The following is a 19,253-nucleotide window of genomic DNA, read 5'->3' as shown; positions in this document are numbered from 1 at the left end:
ATGAGAAAAACCATTTCTACCCCCGCCGTAGTAAAGGGCAACGGCTTGCACACGGGAGTACCCGCTACGCTTACGTTTAAGCCCGCCGACAACGGCATTACCTTTTTACGCACCGATATTCCCGGCGCAAAACCCATTGCCGCTTTGGCGCAAAATGTCAGTTCCACCCTGCGCGGCACCAATTTAAAAAATGATACCGCCGAGGTTTGGACGGTAGAGCACGTAATGTCCGCCTTGCACGCCTTGGGGCTTACGGACGTTACCGTAGAAATGGACGGCCCGGAACCGCCGGTAACCGACGGTGCGAGCGACGTGTATGTAGAGGCTCTTTTAAAGGCGGGCTTAAAGGACCTGCCGGGCGAACAGCCTTTGCTTAACATCAAGCAAAAAATCACTTACACGAGCGGCCGGATTGCCTACTCGGCCGAACCCGCGGACAAATTAACCTTTACCTTTGTGTTTTTGCACAAACACCCGCTCGTCAGCCACCAGGAATTTACCTTGGAATTTACGCCGGACAATTATTTAAAGGAAATTGCCCGCGCGCGCACGTTCGGCTTTGAAGAAGAACTGGCCTTTTTAAAGGCGCACGGCCTGGCCAAAGGCGGCAATTTGGAAAATGCCGTCATCGTTGGTAAAGATAAATTTATCAACGAACTGCGCTACCCGGACGAACTCGTCCGCCACAAAATTTTGGATATGGTGGGCGACCTGTGCTTAACCGGGCGCAAACTGCCGCCGCTTAAAATCACCTGCACTTGCGGCGGGCACAAACACAATGTAATTTTTGCCAAGATTCTCTTGGCCAATTCGGAGGACAAATGAGCGTTAAATCCGCTAGTTTAAAGGACTTTTTAACACTTCCCGCCGTAGCCACCTACGACTTGGAACATATTAAAAAGAATATTCCCCACCGCGAGCCCTTCCTGCTTGTGGACGAAGTAAAAGTATTGGAAGAAAAAAAGAAATACCTGGGCAAGCGCTTTGTGCGCCCGGACGAATACTATTTTAAAGGGCACTTTCCCGCCAAGCCGGTTATGCCGGGCGTGTTAGTAGTGGAAAGTATGTCCCAAGCGTTTGGCGGTGCCATTATGGGCTACATTACGCAAGGGAAAGGCGGCCTGCCGCTCTTTTTAAGCATTGAAAATGCCAAATTCCGCGGGATGGTGCAACCCGGCGACACGCTGGAAATGCCGATTGAAATTCTGCGTTTGGGCAAAATTTCCAAAATCTATGCAGAAGCCTACGTCAACGGTAAACTGTGCACGCAGGCCACCCTTAATTTTATTTTAGGAGAAGTTCCCAATGTCTAACATACACCCTACGGCAATTATTGACCCGTCCGCTAAAATTGACCCCTCTACCCTTATCGGCCCCTATACCGTCATCGGCAAGGGTGTTATTATCGGTAAAAACAACAAAATCGGCCCGTTCTGCGTAATTGAAAATACCACTATGGGCGACGGAAACGATATTATCGCCAGCGCCTTTATCGGCGTAAAGCCGCAGGATTTGTCTTATAAAGACGAACCCACCCGCGTACAAATGGGTAATGGCAACCAAATCCGCGAGTGCGTAACAATTCACCGCTCCACCAATTTGGAAAAACCCACTACCATTGGCAACTATTGTCTGTTAATGGCCAACTCCCACGTGGCGCACGATTGCCGCTTGGGCGACCATATTATTGTAGCCAACAGCACGGGCATTGCGGGGCACGTCCAAGTAGAGGACCGCGTGGTAATGTCCGGTATGGTGGGGATTCACCAATTTGTCCGCGTGGGCACAATGGCTATGCTCTCCGGCGGTGCAATGCTTCCGCTGGATATTCCGCCCTATTGTATTGCCCAAGGCCAACGTGCGCGCTTAGTCGGGCTGAACCTGGTTGGTATGCGCCGCGGCGGACTGACGCGTGAAACCATTATGGAAATCAAACGCGCCTATAAAACCCTTTTTAGAAGCGGCAAACGCCTGCAAGACGCTATGGCGGAACTGGAAGCCACTCACCCCTGCAAGGAAGTTCAGCATATGATTGATTTCTGCAAAACTTCCCCCCGCGGCGTGGCTACGGCCAAAACCAAACTGCACGACGATGACTAATAAAATAGGCCTTATCGCCGGCGAAGGCAAAATGCCCGTTTACATTGCCCAAAAGGCAACGGCAAAGGGGTACGAAGTCTATGTAGCCGGTGCCAAGGGCAACGCCAAAGAAGACGATTATAAAAACTGCGCCAAAGTGTTCCAGGCCTTCCGCCTGGGACAGTTGGGCGCGGGAATCCGTTTCTTTAAAGAGCACGGCGTAACCCGCGTGATTATGGCCGGGCGTGTGCAGCACACCTCTATTTTTACCAATTTAATGCCGGATTTGCGCGGAGCCAAGTTTTTGGCGTCCTTAAAGAATATGCAAACTAAAAATATTCTTTCCCGCGTAATGGACGAATTTAAAAAGGACGGTATTGAATTTGAACACTCCGCCCTATTTTTAGAGGATTTTATGCCCCAAAAGGGTGTTTTATCGTCCCGAAAGCCGACCGCCGAGGAACAGCAAGCGGTGGGCTTTGGTTATAAAGTGGCCAAGGCCATTGCGGCGTTAGACATTGGGCTTACCTGCGTGGTCAGCCAAAACGCCGTTATTGCCGTAGAAGGTATGGAGGGCACGGACCGCTGTATTTTACGTGCGGGCGACCTGTACCGCGAATCCGCCGAAAAAAAATCGGCCGTAGCCGTAGTGAAAGTAGCCCGCCCCAACCAAGACAACCGCTTTGACCTGCCCGTCATCGGCAAAGGCACCTTGGAAAGCCTGCACAAGGCGGGTATTTCCGTATTGGCCTTTGAAGCCGAAAAGACCTTGGTTTTGGATTTAGAGGACGTCATTGCATTAGCCGACAAATACAAAATCTGCCTAATGGCGGTATAGGCCTTACAGCCAATACCGCCCGTTTTCTGTTTTGGCGCCCAACGAAGCACAAAAAGTAGCAAAACGCGTGCCAGTAGAGGAACACTCGCTTTTCCCGGCGTATGCCGGCGCATAGTCCAGCCATTGGATAAAGCGTACCGAAGTAGTCCAATTACCCCAAGTAGTATTACCGGGGGTATAAATACCTACTATATTTCGTTCTGCACCATTAAACATATCTATAAAAAATTCCCCGCAAACGGCTACTGTATTATCCCCAATCAAGGAACACCCTTGGGGCAAGGTTAAATCGGTTTCATCTATTCTAGAAGGATAATTCCCATTGGCCAAATAATAGACTTCCATAGCATTGGCAAAAGGTTTTACTACGGCTTGTAACTGAGTATAATGCGCTTTATCCACCGCCTTGGTGTATTGGGGCAATGCCACCGCGGCTAAAATGCCAATAATAAGTACAACAACCAGTAGTTCAATTAAGGTAAAACCACTGGTTGCCGTGTAGCCACTAATGCTAGGGGCGTCATTCTGGAAAGTCGTAGTCCAGAATCTGTTGTTACGAAACGACGAGATTCCGTATAGAAACCTTACGGAATGACGTCTGTTTGGGGTTGTCATGCGGCCACTTGTTGTTAATCCGTCATCCCGTAGTGTCTTTATACGGGATCTGTCGTTTGCCGTTGCTGTCATCCCCGAGGAATTTAGTCGGGGATCCGTTGTTGCCGTTGCCTTTTTGAATAAAAACAGATTCCCGACTACTACACTCGGGAATGACAAAACAGAGGTAAATCCTTTCATTTTTTCTCCTTGTTTAGGCCTTTATATTTGAGCAAAACGGCCTTTTATACGCGTTTTTATACGACGGATACATCCGGATACGATCACCGCGATTTATCAAAATTTTAACAAAAAAAAAAAACGAAACAACCCCTTTACAGAGAACGACAGAAAAGCAATGACAAAAACTACATTTTTTGCCGTCATTCTGAACTTGTTTCAGAATCCAGCGAAAGAGAGTCAAGGCTCGGCTGGACCCTGAAATAAATTCAGGGTGACGGCAACGGCAACACCCAACGACAGATCCCGGAACCCTAGCGGGCCGCCAAACCTTCCGGGATGACGGCAAAAAGGTTGTTATAAAAATCAGGGGACATTCTGAACTTGTTTCAAATACCCCCAAAATTTCCGTTCCTTTCATTAGTTTTCTTTAAAATTCCGCCGCCCCTTTTCATTTCGCTTTCTTTATGATAGTATTTAATAGGAAGTTTCTCTCCCCGCGCGGGAGAGCGTTCTATTTTGTATTTAAAGAGGAATTAAAATGACCGAAAGAACACCTATCATTGCCGGAAACTGGAAGATGCACAATACGCTCGCGGAATCTACCGCCCTTATTACTGCTCTTACCAAAGCCGGGAATAAAAACCACGTTGAAATTATCGTTGCGCCGTCTTACACGTCGCTCGCCAAAGTGGCGGAACTCGCCAAAGGTTCCGAAATCCAAGTAGCCGCCCAAGACGTACATTGGGAAGATAAAGGCGCCTTTACGAGCGCCGTTTCCCCCGTACAAGCCAAAGACGCGGGCGCTACCCACACCTTAATCGGCCACAGCGAACGCAGAAGCGTTTTCGGCGATACCGATGAAATTTTGAACAAAAAAGTAGCCGCCGCCTTGCGCCACGGCTTGACCGTTATCTTCTGCGTGGGTGAAACCTTGGAACAACGCGAAGCCGGCAAAACTCTTTCCGTCATTGAAGAACAACTCAAAAACGGCTTGAAGGGCTTTACCGAAGAACAATTAAAGGGCCTTATCATCGCCTATGAACCCGTTTGGGCTATCGGCACGGGCAAAACCGCCACGCCGGACCAAGCGCAAGAAGTGCACGCCGCTATCCGCGCGTATTTGGGCAAAGCCTATTCCGCCGCGTTTGCCGGTGCTACCCGCATTTTGTACGGCGGCAGCGTAAAAGATACCAATGTGGACGAAATTATGGCCAAACAAGATGTGGACGGCGCCTTGGTGGGCGGCCAGTCTTTGGTCGCGGAAAAATTCGCCCGCATTATCAACTACAATAAATAATATTTAAAAGGGGTTTCGTATGAACTTGGCTAAACTGATTGATCACACTATTTTAAAACCGATTGCCGGAAAAGAGGATATTCTCCGTATTTGCGACGAAGCGCGCAAATATGGCTTTTGCAGCGTTTGCATTAACCCGTTCTGGGTGTCTTACGCCAAAGAACTCTTGGCCGGGTCGGATGTGAAAGTGTGCACCGTTATCGGCTTTCCGTTGGGGGCCAATACCACAGCCGTCAAGACATACGAAACCCAAGACGCTATCAAAAACGGCGCCGACGAAATTGATATGGTTATCAACATTGGCGCCTTGAAGGACAAAGATTACGATACCGTTTTGCAAGACATCCAGTCCGTCCGCGAAGCCTGCAAGGGCCACATTTTAAAGGTAATTATTGAAACCTCGCAACTGACGGACACCGAAAAAGTAAAAGCGTGCGAAATTTCCGCCCAAGCCGGGGCCGACTTCGTCAAAACCTCCACGGGTTTTACGGGCGGCGGCGCTACGGCGGCGGATGTCGCTTTGATGAAGAAATCTATTCCCGCCCATATGCAGGTAAAAGCGTCCGGCGGGGTACGCACGCGCGAAGATTTTGACGCTATGGTCGCCGCCGGGGCTACCCGCATTGGCGCCAGCAGCGGTGTAAAAATTGTAGAGGGCAAATGATTACCAACTGGGATATTCTTTCCCGTACCGACCCAGCCACGCAAGGCCTCCGCTACACCTTGGTAACGGACGGCACAGACCGTGATGCGCAGTTGCTCGCCAAAAAATTGGCGGGTTACGCTTCTGCGCCCACCGCGGCCCTGCCACCGTTTAATTTTTCCTTTGAACTGCCTATGGATTTGGATGAGGACACCTTGTCCAAAATCCGTACGGCCACCGAGGAAGGCGTGGCCCAAATTAACAAGGTAAACCAATTCGCGCCGGACGGCGCGTTGGGCGACCCTCTTTTTAATGGGAAAGCGGACCTGGCCGGGTCCGTAGGGCAGGTGGCTTCGGAAGATAGTTTCTTTAAGCCTAATCCGCCCGCCGCGCCGATACCGCCACAGACCGAACCGATTGCGGAGCCCTCTGTAAAGGACGAAAAAAACGCCGAGGAACAGGCCCCGCTGACCATTAACGACAAAGATATGCTCATTAAGGATATGGAAGGCACTATGCTGGACAATATGCCCTTAGAGGATATCTTTTCGGCGGAAACCAAGTACGATATGTTCTTGGACCTGGAAAACCAAAAACTGGTTAAAAACAACCAACAACAGCGCGAACAAAAAATTAATGTGCTGGCTGACGGCAAAGACAGTTTGGAAGAATCCTTTAACGTCTTTGAACAAAAGATAAAGGACCAAACCTGCATTATTGATTTAGACGATTTAAACAAAGTTACCGGGCAAATTTCCCAAAAGGATACAGGGTTTGTAAAACACGCCAACACCGTGCCGCCTATCCCGGCCGTGGAAGCCAAAACGGTCGCCGCGCCCGAAGTGCAGGCGGACATAGATATACCGCTCCAAGCGGCGGTACGCCCGGTGGCAGAACAGCAAGAAACCTTGGAAGCCGCTACGGACAAACAACCCTTGCCGGAAATTGTTGCCGAACCGGTTCAATCTGCGGCGGAAATTACCGCAGAGCCTGTTTTGGAAAAGCCCGCGCAAGAAGCAGTAAAAGAGGATACCGTGCAAGACCCCTTTGATTTATTAGACAAACCCGCAGACCACGCGTCTGTGGCGGACCCCTTTGAAAACATAGAAAAATCCACCGTCCGCCCGGAGGACGACGAGCCCCTCAATTTAGGGCCGGCGCCCGAGGAAGCCTCGGTGGAACTGGCAGAACCGGTACACGGGCAAATCCCCGAAGAGGAGCATTTGCTTAATACCGTACCGCACGCGCCCGTGATTGAACAGGCAGAGCCGCAAGAAAGCGGCGATTTGCCGGAAATTACTATCCGCGGACAAAAAATTGACTCGTTGGACAAAACCTTTCATTTGGAAACGACTATTAACACCGAATTAATGCACAACCAGTACGAAAAGTCGTTCCACCAAACATTGCCGCCCGCCGCGCCCAAAGTGCACCCGGCGGCTCCCGTCCAACCGCAGGCCCCGCGCCCGGCTCAGCCCGTCGCGCCGGCCGTTCAAAAACCTTTTGTTCCGGTCAAACCGGGGGAATCTATTATGGAAGAAAACAACGCAGAAAAAACCACTTTTCGCATTAGACGCAAATTAACACCCGAGCCAACGGCTCCCGCTCCGGCGCATACGCCCGTGCCGCCGCAGGCTCCCGCCCCGGTACACGCCGCTCCGGCGGTGCCGCCCGTCCAGCAACCGCAACGGCCCCAGCCTGTCCAACAGCCCAAACCGGCTATGCCGGCCCCGGCGGAAGGCAAAACGATTTTAGAAAAGACGAAAACCATTGACCACTCCATTGAAATTCCGCTCTCGGAAATCAAAAAGCACAACTGGCCCTTGGAAGTACCGTTAGTGCCCACTTACACGCTTGAAAATATGGTAATGTCCGTCAACCGCTTTGCTCACGCGACGGCTATTTCCGTCATTGAAAACCCGGGCAAACTGTACAATCCCTTGGTGTTGCACGGAGCCACCGGGACGGGCAAAACGCACTTCTTAAACGCAATGGCATATGCATTTTCCAAAAAGTTCGGCCAGGAAAATATCTTTTTGACGAACGGCGTGCGCCTTTCGCGCGGGATTCAGCGCTATGTAATGGAAGGCAACATTGAAAAATTTGATAAGTTTATGGACAGCGTAAAGGTGCTCCTTATTGACGACATCCACTTGCTGGCCATTAACGAGCAAAACCGCGTGCATATTTCCAATTTGCTTAATAAATTCCTGCGCGAGCAGAAGCAAATTGTCATCACGTCCAAATATCCGCCGGAAAGTTTGGAAAAACTGGAAGAATTAATCCGCTTCCGTTTGGACTCCGGCTGGATTTCGGAATTAAAGCCCGCGGGCGGTTCTGCGCATTTAAAAATCGTCAAAAAAATGCTTACCGAAAACGGCGTGGATTTAAACGATACCCAAGTAACCGAATTTTTCGGCGGTGCGCATATGACGCTGGGCACCGTTACCCGCAGTATCCGCCGCTTAAAAGTGTTGGAAAACCTGATTTTCCCCAACCTGCCGGAAACGGAACGCTCCCAGGCGGCCATTTTTGAAAAATTGTTGGCTACCAACGGCGAAGACGCCACCAGCGAAATTTTAACCCGCGACCCGGAAAGCATTACCACCCTTTCTACGGTGGGCAACGGCGAGTGGGGCCGCATTGGCTTCTTCTACCCGCAGAACAGTTCCCATTTGATGAATTGGATGGTATTCTGCCTGGAACAACGCGCCAAGGAACTGGGCATTTCGGGCGGATTTGATATTGCCGTGCGCTCTTCGTACGCCACGGAAAACATCATTTCCTCCGCCTTTAAAATTGCCAACCTGTGCGACAACAAAAAGTTAAAAGGCGCCGTTATTTTGGGCCCGTCGCTCCAAGTGTGCGACCCGTCCGTGCGCGAGAATTTCTACGATATTCTTACGCATATGTTGGAAATTATGCTCATCCGCTGTGGGATTATCAATTACGAAGATACCAAAGCCCCCAGCACTTATGTAAAGGTAATTTCCGAATTGTTGAGGTAATTATGAAGAAACTTTTAGCGCTTTGCACCGCCGCGCTTTTTGCGTGTGCCTGTGCGGGCACAATGAAATCCGCCGTCAAAAACGGCGCGATTGCCCCGTCCTTTAACGATACCCTGTTAGATAATAATTATCTGTGGGTGCGCGGATTTGGGGCCGCCAATCCCAACCACACGAGCGATTCCCAGCGGCGAATTATGAGCCGCGAGGCCGCCATTGCCCACGCTTACCAGCGGGCTACGGAAGTATTGTACGGTGCCAATTTGGAATCCAATGTGCAGGTGGTGGACGCCGTATCCGTCGGCAGTACGATTGACTCGTCCGCCGAGGGCGTTATCCGCCAAATGGAACTCATTTCCAGCGAATATATGGAAGACGGCGGTTGTGCCGTCATTATGCGCTTGGACAGAGCACGCCTGAAAGCGGCGGGTTTGGACCCGGAGGGTAAAAAATAATGAAGAAACTTTTATTTCTGCTGTTGGCCTGCACTTTTGTCGTATCGGCGTGCGGGTCGCTTCGTATCGGGCCGAAAGGGGAAGGCGAATATGTGGAAGCCGAATCCTTGGTTCCTTATAACGAAAACAATTTAAGACAAATGAAGAAGGACGGCATTTTAGCCGCCCAAAAATCTGCCGTGGAAAAGGTGGCGGGCGTATTTATTTCGTCGGCTACCACAGTGGACCAAGCGCAGTTGGTAGAGGATAAAATCGTCTCCAAAACCGCCGGCTTCATCCGCCGCAGCCACGTTACCAAATCCTACCGCAAGGGCGATGAATATTACACCAAAATCAAAGCGATGGTGCTGGTAAAGGACATCGGCGATATTATAAAACAGTCCGAAGCCGACGCTTTTGCCAAAAAGACCAACATTTTGGTTACGTCCCGCGAAATGGTGGGAGAAGATATTTCCCTCAAACAGGATTGCAAACAGGCCATTTACCGCGCCTTAAAGAACCAGCCCTTTGCCTTAATCAACGGCGATAATTTGAGCCAAAACAATATTGAAAACCCCAACTCTGTTATTGACAAGGCCCGCACCGAAGGCGCGCGCTTTGTGATTGTGGCGGATGTGGAAACCAACCCCATTGCCGCTCTGCCCGGAGCCGCTTCGCCCTTTAAATCCTACCGTGCCCGCGCGGCCATTAAAACCTTTGCCACCAACAACTATGCCGTAGTGGCCGAAGGTGCCGACCAATTAAGCGGCTTGGACCCGCTGGCCGACATTGCGGCGCAAAAATCTATTTCCGCCGCGTGCGAAGCCGCCGCCAAACGCTTGGTTGAACCCATTAATTCGGCTATCAATTCCGCTAAGGTGTTTAATTTAACCGTCAAAGACGTGGGCAACATTGAACGCTTGAAACAGGTACAGGACATTTTAAAGGACCTGCGCGAAATTGAGGACTACAACTTGGTACGCTACGCCAATTCCGCGGCGCAGTTTGAAGTTTCGGCTAATATTGGCACGCCGGAAGAATTAACCGCCAAAATTATCCGTAAATATAATATTAATTTTACGGTGGTTACCATTACTCCCAACGCCATCGTGTTGAGTTTTAACTGATTATGCTGGCCAATGTATGCACCGGAGCCATTAAGGGAATAGAAGGCTTTGCGGTATCCGTGGAAGTGGATATCGCGCCCGGTATGCCTACCTTGGCCGTAGTCGGTCTGCCCGATGCCGAGGTGCGCGAAAGCAAGGAACGCGTGGTGGCCGCCGTGCGCAACAGCGGGTTTGATTTCCCCACCAAGCGTATTACCGTTAATTTAAGCCCCGCGGAACTGCGCAAAAGCGGCACTCAGTTTGATTTACCCATAGCCTTGGGTATCTTGGCCGCCAGCGAGCAACTTTCGCCCGAAGCCGCCGCCAAAATAAAGGATTTACTCGTTTTAGGCGAACTGGCCTTGGACGGTTCTCTGCGCCCCTGCGCCGGCGTTCTGCCGATGCTCATTTCCTGCAAGAAACTGGGCAAAACCGCCGTTATTCCCCCGCAAAACGTACTGGAAGGGCAAGTGTCCGGCGCGCCGTTTATCACGCCGCACACGCTAAAAGATTTAGCCGAATACCTGGAAGGTAAATTGACCTTACAGGACGTTAAATTGGCCTATGTGCCCCAAGAGGAAGAAGCCCCCGTACAGGAATTGGATTTTAGCGAAGTAAAGGGCCAAGCCCTCGCCAAGCGCGCCTTGGAAATTGCCGCCGCGGGCGGGCACAATGTACTGATGATTGGGCTGCCGGGCACGGGCAAAAGTATGCTGGCCAAACGCTTCCCGGGCATTTTGCCGCCGCTTACGCAGGAAGAATCGTTGGAAATTACCAAAATTTACTCCATTTGCAACTTAATGGGCAAGAGCCGCCTGTTGACCCGCCGCCCGTTCCGGGACCCGCACCATACCATTTCGGATGTGGCCCTTATCGGCGGGGGCTCCACGCCGCGCCCGGGCGAAGTGTCCTTGGCGCACAACGGTGTGCTTTTTTTGGACGAATTTGCGGAATTTTCCCGCTCGTCCTTAGAAGTCCTGCGCGAACCCTTGGAAAATGGCCGCGTAACCATTTCCCGCGCCAAAGAAACGGTTTCCTATCCGGCCCGATTTACGTTAATTGCCGCGATGAACCCCTGCCCCTGCGGACACTTGGGCGACCCGATAAAGCCCTGCACCTGTTCGCCAATGCAAGTAAACCGCTATAAGTCGCGCATTTCGGGCCCGTTACTGGACCGTATTGATTTAACCGTTAATTTGAACCCCGTTAAATATTCCGATTGGAACAAAAAGAGTGAGGGCGAAACCTCGGCCCAAATCCGCGAACGCGTGTTAAAGGCGCGCGAAATCCAACGCAAACGCTTTGCTAACTCCGCCACCACGGCCAACGCCTTTATGACGCCTAAGGAAATTAAGGACTTTTGCCCGCTTCCTGCCGGGGCGGATGCCATTTTGGAAACCGCTATGCGTAAGTTTGGGTTAAGCGCCCGCAGTTTGGACAAAATTTTAAAAACCGCTCGCACCATTGCCGATTTGGACGGAAAAGACAATATTGAAGTCAAACATTTGGTGGAAGTAATGCAATACCGCCCGCTGGACCGCAAAGGAGTAGCCGACATTTAATATGAATCCGTCCGTTTCCGCCGCCGAACGGCTGGCAAGAATCCGCTTAAACGCTTTTTTGTTCTTCCGGGCCGACTGGCTGGAACGACTGATTGAAATCTTCGGCTCGGCGGAGGAAATCCTGCGCCAAGACGCGCAAACCTTATCCAAAGAAGCCAATTTAAACCTCTCTACCGCCAACCACCTGTTGCAGGCCGCCTTTGCGCTGGACCCGCAAGAGGAGTGGGATAAAACCGCCGCTTTGGGCGGACACATTTATCTGCCGGAAGACGAGGAATACCCGCAATCTTTAAAAAATATTAAGGAAGCCCCGGTCGTTATCTATGTACTGGGCAAACTCCCCCCGCCCACGCAAGCCTGCGTGGGTATGGTGGGCACACGCAAAATTACCCCTTACGGCCGCCGCGCCGCCGCCAAACTGGCGGGCGATTTGACCGCCTGCGGGGTAACCGTTGTCAGCGGGCTGGCCCGTGGGGTGGACAGCGAGTGCCACGCCGCGGCTGTTCGCCTAAAAAAGCCGACGGTAGCCGTTATCGGCACCGGGGTAGGGCGTTGTTATCCGCCCGAAAACTGCGCCTTGGAAAAGGCCATTTTGGAGCACGGCGGGGCCGTCATCAGCGAACTGCCGTTTAACCGCCCGCCAAACGCTTTTCATTTTCCGCGCCGAAACCGCATTATTGCCGCCCTATCACAGCCCGTTGTGGTGGTAGAGGGCGAAATAAAGTCCGGCGCGCTGATTACCGCCAAACTCGCCTTAGAAATGGGCAAGGATGTTTTAGCCGTGCCCGGCCCCATAGACAGCCCGCAGTCTGGCGGCCCAAATAACCTAATAAAAGACGGGGCAGGGGTTGTAACCTCTGTTGTAGATATACTAGACTATATACCACAGCAACTGCGCTTTGGGTTGGACAGCCGCTTCTTTGAAAAGAAGGACGACACGCCCCAAAAGCCGGAGGAAGAATTGACGCCCCGGCAGCGCGAAGTAATGGCCGCCGTAGGCGGCGGACAGGCCAGTTTGGACCAGATAGCCGAGGCAATTAACGCCGACGTGCCCGAAGCGGCCTCACTTTTATTTGATTTGGAAGTAAAAGGATTTTTGGCCTGCGAAAACGGCCTGTACAGCAAGAGCAAATTTTAACACTTTATAAGGAAGTGAATTATGGCAAGCACCAATGTAAAAGGTAAAAAATTGGTTATTGTGGAGTCTCCCACAAAACAGAAAACCATCAGCAAAATTTTAGGAAACGATTTTATTGTGCGCAGTTCCTTTGGGCACGTGCGCGATTTGCCCTCCAAAGATATCGGCGTAGATATTGAACACGGCTTTAACCCCACTTACGTACCAGTGGAGCGCGCCAAACGGCTGATTGCCGAACTGACCGCCGCGGCCAAAAACGCCAGCGAAATTTACCTTGCTACCGACCCTGACCGCGAGGGCGAAGCCATCGCGTGGCACTTGGTAGAACTGTTAAAACTCCCCAAAGACCGCTATCAGCGTATCTTCTTTCACGAAATTACGCCCTCGGCCATTAAGGAATCCTTTGCGCACGCCCGCAAAATTGACGACAACCTCGTCAACGCCCAGCAGGCGCGCCGCATTTTGGACCGCATTGTAGGCTATAAATTATCCCCCCTCTTGTGGAAGAAGATTACCTCCGGTTTGTCCGCGGGGCGCGTGCAGTCCGTAGCCGTGCGGTTGCTGGCCGAACGTGCCAAGGAAATCGCCGAATTTAAAGAACAGGAATACTGGACCATCGGCGCCCAGTTTGAAAAGCCCAACGCCGCACCGTCCTTTTGGGCGCGTGTAACCAAATGGCAGGGCAAAAATGTGGAGCAAACCACCACTTATAAACTGTTTGCCGAAGATTATAAAGTTAAAACCACCGTTTTTGACAAGCCGGAAAAACTGGCTCCGCTTTCGGACCTGTTAAGAAAGGGCCCCAATGTGGTAGCCAAGGTGGAAAAGAAGGAAGTAAAGCAAAAGCCGAAACCGCCCTTTATTACCAGTTCTATGCAGCAGGATGCGTACAACAAATTGGGTTTTCCTTCCCAAAAAACGATGATGACGGCCCAGCACCTTTACGAAGGTATTGAAATTTCCGGCCAGACCATCGGTCTTATTACCTATATGAGAACGGACTCCTTCAACGTATCCAAACTGTTGCAGGAGCAAACCAAAAAGTTCATCGGCGAGAAATACGGCCCGGCCTTTGTGCCCGCCAAACAGCCTGTTTACAAAAGCAAAGTAATGGGCGCGCAGGAAGCCCACGAGGCTATCCACCCCACCGACGTGCGCCGCACGCCACAGGCAATGAAGCCCTATTTAACCTCCGACCAGTACAAACTGTATGAACTGATTTGGCTTCGCTTTGTGGCCAGCCAAATGGCTGACGCCGTTTTCAATACGGTTTCTATTGATATTGCTTCGGGCGAGGAAAAACAATGTATGCTCCGCGCCAGCGGACGCACGGTCAAATTTCCGGGCTACTTATCCATTTATAAAGACCAGGATGACGACGCATCCAACGACGACGCAAACGCCAGTGCTTTACTGCCGGTACTTGCCGAGGGCGACGAACTGAAACTGTTAGATATCAAAACCAAGGACCACAAAACCACCCCGCCCCCGTGCTATAACGAAGCCAGTTTGATTAAAACGCTTGAAAAGCACGGCATCGGCCGCCCGTCCACTTACGCGCCGACCATTAAAACGATTTTGGACCGCAAATACATTGCGCGCCAACCCAAAACCAGTAAATTGGTCGCCACGGACCTGGGCATTACGGTTACGGACAGTTTAAAGGATTTCTTTAAGGAAATTATGGACCTTTCCTATACCGCAGGTGTAGAGGAACAATTAGATAAAGTGGCCGAAGGCAGCCAAAAGTGGGTCAATTTGCTCTCTGACTTCTACGGCAATTTTAAGCAAGAACTGGCCGAAGCCGACAAGGGGATGCAACGCCCCGCCGCCAAGGAAACGGACGAAAAATGCCCGATTTGCGGCAAAATGATGCTTAAAAAGAGAAGCCGCTTCGGCGAGTATCTCGTTTGCAGCGACCCGGAGTGCAAGGGCAAAATCAATTTGACGAGTTCCGGCGAAAAGGTCCAACCCGAAAAAACCGATGAAGTCTGCGACAAATGCGGCGCGCCGATGGTTATCCGCACCGGCAGAAGAGGCAAATTTTTGGCCTGCTCGGCTTACCCCAAGTGCAAAAATACATATTCCTTGGACGCCGAAGGGCACAAGGTGGCTTCCACGGGCCCGATTGTTACGGACCGCCTGTGCGAAAAATGCGGCAAGCCGATGGTATTGCGCACCTCTAAACGCGGGGAATTTTTGGGCTGCTCCGGCTATCCCAAATGCAAAACGATTGTAACGGTAACGCCCGAGGAAATCGCGCAGATTAAGGCCGCCCACGCGGCCAAGACGGCCCAAACCAAATAACGGGCAACAAAATATGGAAGAGTGGATTAACGCGTTTTTAAAGCGCTTGGAAAACAAAAATTTTTCGTTCCACACTATCCGTGCATACCACGCGGACTTGCAGGAGTTTTTGGCCTTTTTTAAGGCGCGGAAGCAAAACGATTTAAAATATTTTACTTCCGCCAATATCCGTTCTTTTTTAGCCGCCCTGCAAACGCACGAGGATCCCGCGCGCAATACTATTTTGCGCAAGATTGCTTCCTTGCGCAGTTTTGCGGCGTTTTTGCTGGCGGAGGACAAGTTGGAGCGCAACCCGTTCAAACTGCTGCCCGCCCCCAAACGGCAAAAGATTTTGCCCAAATTTTTATCCGTGGCGGAGACGGACCGTCTGTTAGACACCGCCGCCCACAGCAAACATTTTGCCGCGCGGGACAAGGCCCTTTTTGAACTGATGTATTCCAGCGGTCTGCGCCGCAGCGAGGTAACGGGCCTGCGCATAAAGGATGTGGACTATTTTAACGGCTTGGTAAAAGTGTTTGGTAAAGGGTCCAAGGAGCGTTTGGTGCCTGTAACGGATGAAGCGTTAAACGCCTTAAAAATCTATTTGGCCCAGCGCAAGAACCCCCAGCCGGATGATGCGCTCTTTTTAAACAAAAATGGCAAACCGCTGACGGGGGACGGTTTGGCGTACATTTTTAAAAATACGGCCATCCGTTCGCACTTGGCGCGCAAGGTTACCCCGCACAGTTTAAGGCACTCGTTTGCCACCCATTTGCTGAATAACGGCTGTGATTTAAGAAGTTTACAAGAGATGTTAGGACACAAAAGTTTGGCGGCTACGCAGGTTTACACCCACGTATCGCTTGAAAAATTAAAAAGCGTGTATAACCACGCTCACCCGGAAAGTAAGGAGAATTTATGATTGGCGTAGGCGTAGATATCGGCGGAACCTTTGTTAAATTATTTGTAATGAACGAACACGGGGAAATCTTCCGCAAAGAAAAAATTGAAACGGATTATTCCAAGGGTTCCAAGGGCTTTATTGCGCAAATCGGCGATTTTATCAACGCTATCCAAAAGGAATTTGCAGACCAGCGCGTAGCCGTGGCCGTGGGCGCTCCGGGAGATGTGGACAACCAAAACGGCGTTCTGCGCTATAACCCCAACTTAAAATTTAAAGACGTTACCGACTGGCCAATGGCGGAACAACTGTTTAAGCATACGGGTATCCGCCCCGTTATCGCCAACGACGCCACCTTGGCCGCTTGGGGCGTATATGAAGCCGATTTAAAACGCCAAGGCACCAATGTCCTCGTAGTTACGCTGGGCACGGGTGTAGGCGGCGGGATGATTATCAATAAAGAACTTTACCAAGGCTCCAACGGTACCGCGGGCGAAATCGGACACACAAAAATTGCCGATTTAACCACCGGCCCCTTATGCGGGTGCGGAGCGCGCGGGTGTTTGGAAGCGTTTGTCGGCACGATTGGCATTAAACGCCGGGTCTATGACGCAATAGTGGACTATCCCGATTCCATTTTGGCCCAAATGGTTAAAGAAGAGGCGGATTTTAAAATAGAAATCGTCTCCCGCGCCGCCGAAAAAGGCTGTAAGGCCGCTTTAAAGGTGTGGGAAGATACCGGGTATTACTTGGGTGTGGGCCTTTCCAACTTTATGCTCGTGCTAGACGTAGATACCATTGTGCTGACGGGCGGCGTGTCCGGCGCGGCTAAATATTTTATGCCCGCCGTCAAACGCGTATTGGACGCACAGCCGTTCAAAACGCCGTTTAAACGCTTGAAACTGCTTGTTTCGCAAAACCCCAACATCGGCGGAGTAGGGGCGGCAATGTACGCCATTTACCGCGCCCAAAAAGAAAATTTACAATGAAACGCTTTTCTCCTTTGTTCTTGCTGGCTTGTTTGTGTTTCGTCGTGCCCGGATGGGGCTCGGACAATGTTTTGCCCGCGCCCGACAGCGACGCCTTCGTCTATTTCACGGCTGACAAAGCCACCGTGGAACCCAATGACAAAAAAGTAAATCTTTCGGGCAACGTAACCGTCATCCAAAAGACCCAAGACGGCAAAAAACGCACCGTAACGGGCGAAAATATTTCGCTGGACCAAGCCAACACGCAAATTACGTCCGTCGGCCCGATGAAGGTGGAAGACGGATTGGGCGGCGTATTGGAAGGGAATAATATTTCCGTTAATTACACCACGAAAGATTTTACGGCGGAAAATATTTCCACCGAATATCCCCCCCTGCGCATTTTATCCGCCAAGGAAATGTCCTCGCAAAACGGCAAGCAAACCCTGCGCGGGGCCACCGTAACCTGCTGTGATAAAGCCGCCCCGCACTATACGCTTTCCGTCGGCAAATTGACCGTTTCGCCGCAAAAGCGCGTGTTCGGCACCAACGCTGTACTTCGCTTGGACGGCTTCCCGGTATTTTATCTGCCCGTATTTTGGCGTTCGCTGGATTCCCAAAAACCGTGGACCACTTATGTAGAATTTACCCAAAGCAACAAAACGGGCTTTGGTATTATGACGTCCACCGTCTTCCAGCCCTTTTTGCAACTGCGCCCTAAACTGAATTTGGACTACTATACCAAATCCTCGTTTGGCTTTGGCGGCGAACTGACCGCCGTGCAATCCGACACCCTGCGCGGAAGCGGCGAAGTGTATTACATTAACGACAAAGCCGATAACGACGAAATAGACCTCGCCAGCACGAAACGCTGGGGCGTGCAGGGCGGCTACTGGTGGGAAATGTACGACTCGTCCGACCATTTCAATAACCCCACCGGCGCGCTGTACCAATTTCAAACGCAGTTCCGTATGGTGTCCGACCCGTATTTTTATGACACCTTCTTCCGCGGCAACCCGTATATTTTTATGCCGGACCAAGAGACCAACTTCTCCTTGGCGCGCCAAACCCGCCGCTCCACCTTGCGCGTGAGTTACCAGCAAAAGGATATTTTTGACTGGAACAAAAAGGAATTTATGGCGGAAAAGCGTGTGTTGCCGGAAATCAAATACGCGCTGCTGCCGTTTAACGACCCGCTGTTAAAGGCCGCGCACCGCCTGGAAATGGATTTTAACAATACCTCTACCTTGCAATACAAAAACGGTATTCCCAACGAGGAAGGCCCGTATCAACGCCAAGCCCACGCCAAGTGGACGACCGAAAAGTCCCTGCGCCTTTCCCGCGGGCTGACGTTTACGCCGCAGGTGTTTTACGACCAAACCGTTACCTTTGCCGACAGCCAATATAAGGACGGCAAGGACGCCTGGGTAGGCCGTATCGGCACGGAACTCAATATGCAGACGCATACCTTTTTGGGCTCTACGGACTTTGGCTACCAATTTACCAAACGCCTTTCCACGGGTACCATTACCTCGGACCAGGTTTCGCCCGACAAAGGCATTGAAAAGAACCGCCTGTATTTAACCAACTATTACCGCCCGACCTTTAACACCTATGTCCGCTTTAAAACGGGCTTTGACCTTTCGGACTATACATACAGTTTAAAGGACGGCTTCGGCTACGAGCAAAACTGGAAGCACTTAAAATCCCGCGTGGAGCCTTTCCTGTTGGAGTGGGGATATAACTCGCCCGACGGCGCGGTCAGTTTCTTTGTGCAGGACCAGTACGACTTGGAGGAAAAGAACGTCAGTTTTATCGCCCAGTCCAACTTTGTCTATAAAAACCAGTTAATCGGCTTAGGGCTCAACAACTTTGCCGACTATATTGACCCCGGTTCCAAGTACGAAACCAATTCCGACCGCTACACCGTTACCACCACTTGGGGTATCCGCCCCGCCAGCGGCAAATGGTTTGCGGACCTGGGGATAGACGCGGTACTGTTCCGCGGGAGTTTAATAGGCTTTAATAAACTGGTGCGCGTTTCGCGCGATTTCCACGACGCGCGCCTGGAATTTACCGTGCGCGACCGCAACCAAAACTTATCGTTTGCGTTCCGCATTAACATTTTGTGCGGGGGCGATAAACGCGCCCAAGCCCAACTGCCCGAAGATACCTATTGGTATCCGTGGCGCGGACAAGGAGATTTAAGAGATTAAAAA

General features: G+C 51.3%; 16 protein-coding genes. 15 read left to right on the top strand and 1 reads right to left on the bottom strand.

Going from position 1 to position 19,253, the window contains the following annotated elements:
• Genes lpxC through ACR0QV_RS02365 form a run of 4 tightly spaced genes read left to right on the top strand, consistent with a single transcriptional unit; the run spans position 1 to position 2,917 of the window.
• Entirely contained in the window at positions 1-825 is an 825-nt protein-coding gene (lpxC, locus tag ACR0QV_RS02380) for a UDP-3-O-acyl-N-acetylglucosamine deacetylase (RefSeq protein WP_432634383.1), read from the top strand.
• A complete protein-coding gene (fabZ, locus tag ACR0QV_RS02375; RefSeq protein ID WP_432634382.1) occupies positions 822-1,313 on the top strand; it encodes a 3-hydroxyacyl-ACP dehydratase FabZ in 492 nt (163 codons plus the stop codon). The genes lpxC and fabZ overlap by 4 nt, the downstream gene beginning before the upstream one ends.
• Positions 1,306-2,100 (top strand): acyl-ACP--UDP-N-acetylglucosamine O-acyltransferase, encoded by a 795-nt coding sequence (gene lpxA, locus ACR0QV_RS02370; RefSeq protein ID WP_432634381.1) that lies wholly within the window; start codon positions 1,306-1,308, stop codon positions 2,098-2,100. Before fabZ ends, lpxA begins: the two co-directional genes overlap by 8 nt.
• Positions 2,093-2,917, top strand: coding sequence for an LpxI family protein (locus tag ACR0QV_RS02365; RefSeq protein WP_432634380.1), 825 nt, complete (start codon positions 2,093-2,095; stop codon positions 2,915-2,917). Before lpxA ends, ACR0QV_RS02365 begins: the two co-directional genes overlap by 8 nt.
• 3 nt (positions 2,918-2,920) lie before the next feature.
• On the opposite strand, the gene ACR0QV_RS02360 is transcribed toward ACR0QV_RS02365, so the two are convergent.
• Complete coding sequence (locus ACR0QV_RS02360) at positions 2,921-3,712, bottom strand: type IV pilin protein (protein WP_432634379.1); 792 nt, start codon at positions 3,710-3,712, stop codon at positions 2,921-2,923.
• Between the two features lie 520 nt (positions 3,713-4,232).
• Here ACR0QV_RS02360 and tpiA point away from each other — a divergent pair.
• From tpiA to lptC, 11 genes are read left to right on the top strand one after another with little or no spacing between them, the layout of a single operon-like run.
• Positions 4,233-4,991 carry a triose-phosphate isomerase gene (gene tpiA, locus ACR0QV_RS02355; protein WP_428053704.1) on the top strand — a complete coding sequence of 253 codons (759 nt, stop codon included), beginning with the start codon at positions 4,233-4,235 and terminating at the stop codon, positions 4,989-4,991.
• A gap of 19 nt (positions 4,992-5,010) precedes the next feature.
• Entirely contained in the window at positions 5,011-5,655 is a 645-nt protein-coding gene (gene deoC, locus ACR0QV_RS02350) for a deoxyribose-phosphate aldolase (RefSeq protein WP_432634378.1), read from the top strand.
• Positions 5,652-8,642, top strand: a complete 2,991-nt coding sequence (locus ACR0QV_RS02345; RefSeq protein ID WP_432634377.1) for a DnaA ATPase domain-containing protein — start codon at positions 5,652-5,654, stop codon at positions 8,640-8,642. Before deoC ends, ACR0QV_RS02345 begins: the two co-directional genes overlap by 4 nt.
• Before the next feature lie 2 nt (positions 8,643-8,644).
• A complete protein-coding gene (locus ACR0QV_RS02340; protein ID WP_432634376.1) occupies positions 8,645-9,094 on the top strand; it encodes a hypothetical protein in 450 nt (149 codons plus the stop codon).
• Entirely contained in the window at positions 9,094-10,200 is a 1,107-nt protein-coding gene (locus tag ACR0QV_RS02335) for a hypothetical protein (protein ID WP_432634375.1), read from the top strand. The genes ACR0QV_RS02340 and ACR0QV_RS02335 overlap by 1 nt, the downstream gene beginning before the upstream one ends.
• 2 nt (positions 10,201-10,202) lie before the next feature.
• Complete coding sequence (locus ACR0QV_RS02330) at positions 10,203-11,741, top strand: YifB family Mg chelatase-like AAA ATPase (RefSeq protein ID WP_432634374.1); 1,539 nt, start codon at positions 10,203-10,205, stop codon at positions 11,739-11,741.
• Between the two features lies 1 nt (position 11,742).
• Positions 11,743-12,879, top strand: coding sequence for a DNA-processing protein DprA (dprA, locus tag ACR0QV_RS02325; RefSeq protein WP_432634373.1), 1,137 nt, complete (start codon positions 11,743-11,745; stop codon positions 12,877-12,879).
• Positions 12,880-12,900: 21 nt separating this feature from the next.
• Complete coding sequence (topA, locus tag ACR0QV_RS02320; RefSeq protein WP_432634372.1) at positions 12,901-15,186, top strand: type I DNA topoisomerase; 2,286 nt, start codon at positions 12,901-12,903, stop codon at positions 15,184-15,186.
• Between the two features lie 13 nt (positions 15,187-15,199).
• Positions 15,200-16,087: a site-specific tyrosine recombinase/integron integrase gene (gene xerA / locus ACR0QV_RS02315; RefSeq protein ID WP_428053688.1), complete on the top strand. Its 888-nt coding sequence runs from the start codon at positions 15,200-15,202 to the stop codon at positions 16,085-16,087.
• Positions 16,084-17,055, top strand: coding sequence for an ROK family protein (locus tag ACR0QV_RS02310; protein ID WP_432634371.1), 972 nt, complete (start codon positions 16,084-16,086; stop codon positions 17,053-17,055). Before xerA ends, ACR0QV_RS02310 begins: the two co-directional genes overlap by 4 nt.
• Positions 17,052-19,250 carry an LPS export ABC transporter periplasmic protein LptC gene (gene lptC, locus ACR0QV_RS02305; protein ID WP_432634370.1) on the top strand — a complete coding sequence of 733 codons (2,199 nt, stop codon included), beginning with the start codon at positions 17,052-17,054 and terminating at the stop codon, positions 19,248-19,250. The genes ACR0QV_RS02310 and lptC overlap by 4 nt, the downstream gene beginning before the upstream one ends.
• Positions 19,251-19,253 lie beyond the last annotated feature (3 nt).

The sequence above is a fragment of the Candidatus Avelusimicrobium sp. genome (genome assembly GCF_050873505.1).
In the GTDB taxonomy this organism is placed as follows: domain Bacteria; phylum Elusimicrobiota; class Elusimicrobia; order Elusimicrobiales; family Elusimicrobiaceae; genus Avelusimicrobium.
The sequence above is the reverse complement of the archived record's forward strand: the minus strand, read 5'-3'. Positions and strand labels throughout refer to the sequence as shown.

Bases quoted from the DNA above. Each gene is read 5' to 3' on its own strand.
- lpxC (WP_432634383.1), top strand. From the start codon at position 1: ATGAGAAAAACCATTTCTACCCCCGCCGTAGTAAAGGGCAACGGCTTG.
- tpiA (WP_428053704.1), top strand. From the start codon at position 4,233: ATGACCGAAAGAACACCTATCATTGCCGGAAACTGGAAGATGCACAAT.
- deoC (WP_432634378.1), top strand. From the start codon at position 5,011: ATGAACTTGGCTAAACTGATTGATCACACTATTTTAAAACCGATTGCC.
- ACR0QV_RS02335 (WP_432634375.1), top strand. From the start codon at position 9,094: ATGAAGAAACTTTTATTTCTGCTGTTGGCCTGCACTTTTGTCGTATCG.
- ACR0QV_RS02365 (WP_432634380.1), top strand. From the start codon at position 2,093: ATGACTAATAAAATAGGCCTTATCGCCGGCGAAGGCAAAATGCCCGTT.
- topA (WP_432634372.1), top strand. From the start codon at position 12,901: ATGGCAAGCACCAATGTAAAAGGTAAAAAATTGGTTATTGTGGAGTCT.
- ACR0QV_RS02345 (WP_432634377.1), top strand. From the start codon at position 5,652: ATGATTACCAACTGGGATATTCTTTCCCGTACCGACCCAGCCACGCAA.
- ACR0QV_RS02340 (WP_432634376.1), top strand. From the start codon at position 8,645: ATGAAGAAACTTTTAGCGCTTTGCACCGCCGCGCTTTTTGCGTGTGCC.
- ACR0QV_RS02330 (WP_432634374.1), top strand. From the start codon at position 10,203: ATGCTGGCCAATGTATGCACCGGAGCCATTAAGGGAATAGAAGGCTTT.
- dprA (WP_432634373.1), top strand. From the start codon at position 11,743: ATGAATCCGTCCGTTTCCGCCGCCGAACGGCTGGCAAGAATCCGCTTA.
- ACR0QV_RS02360 (WP_432634379.1), bottom strand. From the start codon at position 3,712: ATGAAAGGATTTACCTCTGTTTTGTCATTCCCGAGTGTAGTAGTCGGG.
- xerA (WP_428053688.1), top strand. From the start codon at position 15,200: ATGGAAGAGTGGATTAACGCGTTTTTAAAGCGCTTGGAAAACAAAAAT.
- lptC (WP_432634370.1), top strand. From the start codon at position 17,052: ATGAAACGCTTTTCTCCTTTGTTCTTGCTGGCTTGTTTGTGTTTCGTC.
- fabZ (WP_432634382.1), top strand. From the start codon at position 822: ATGAGCGTTAAATCCGCTAGTTTAAAGGACTTTTTAACACTTCCCGCC.
- ACR0QV_RS02310 (WP_432634371.1), top strand. From the start codon at position 16,084: ATGATTGGCGTAGGCGTAGATATCGGCGGAACCTTTGTTAAATTATTT.
- lpxA (WP_432634381.1), top strand. From the start codon at position 1,306: ATGTCTAACATACACCCTACGGCAATTATTGACCCGTCCGCTAAAATT.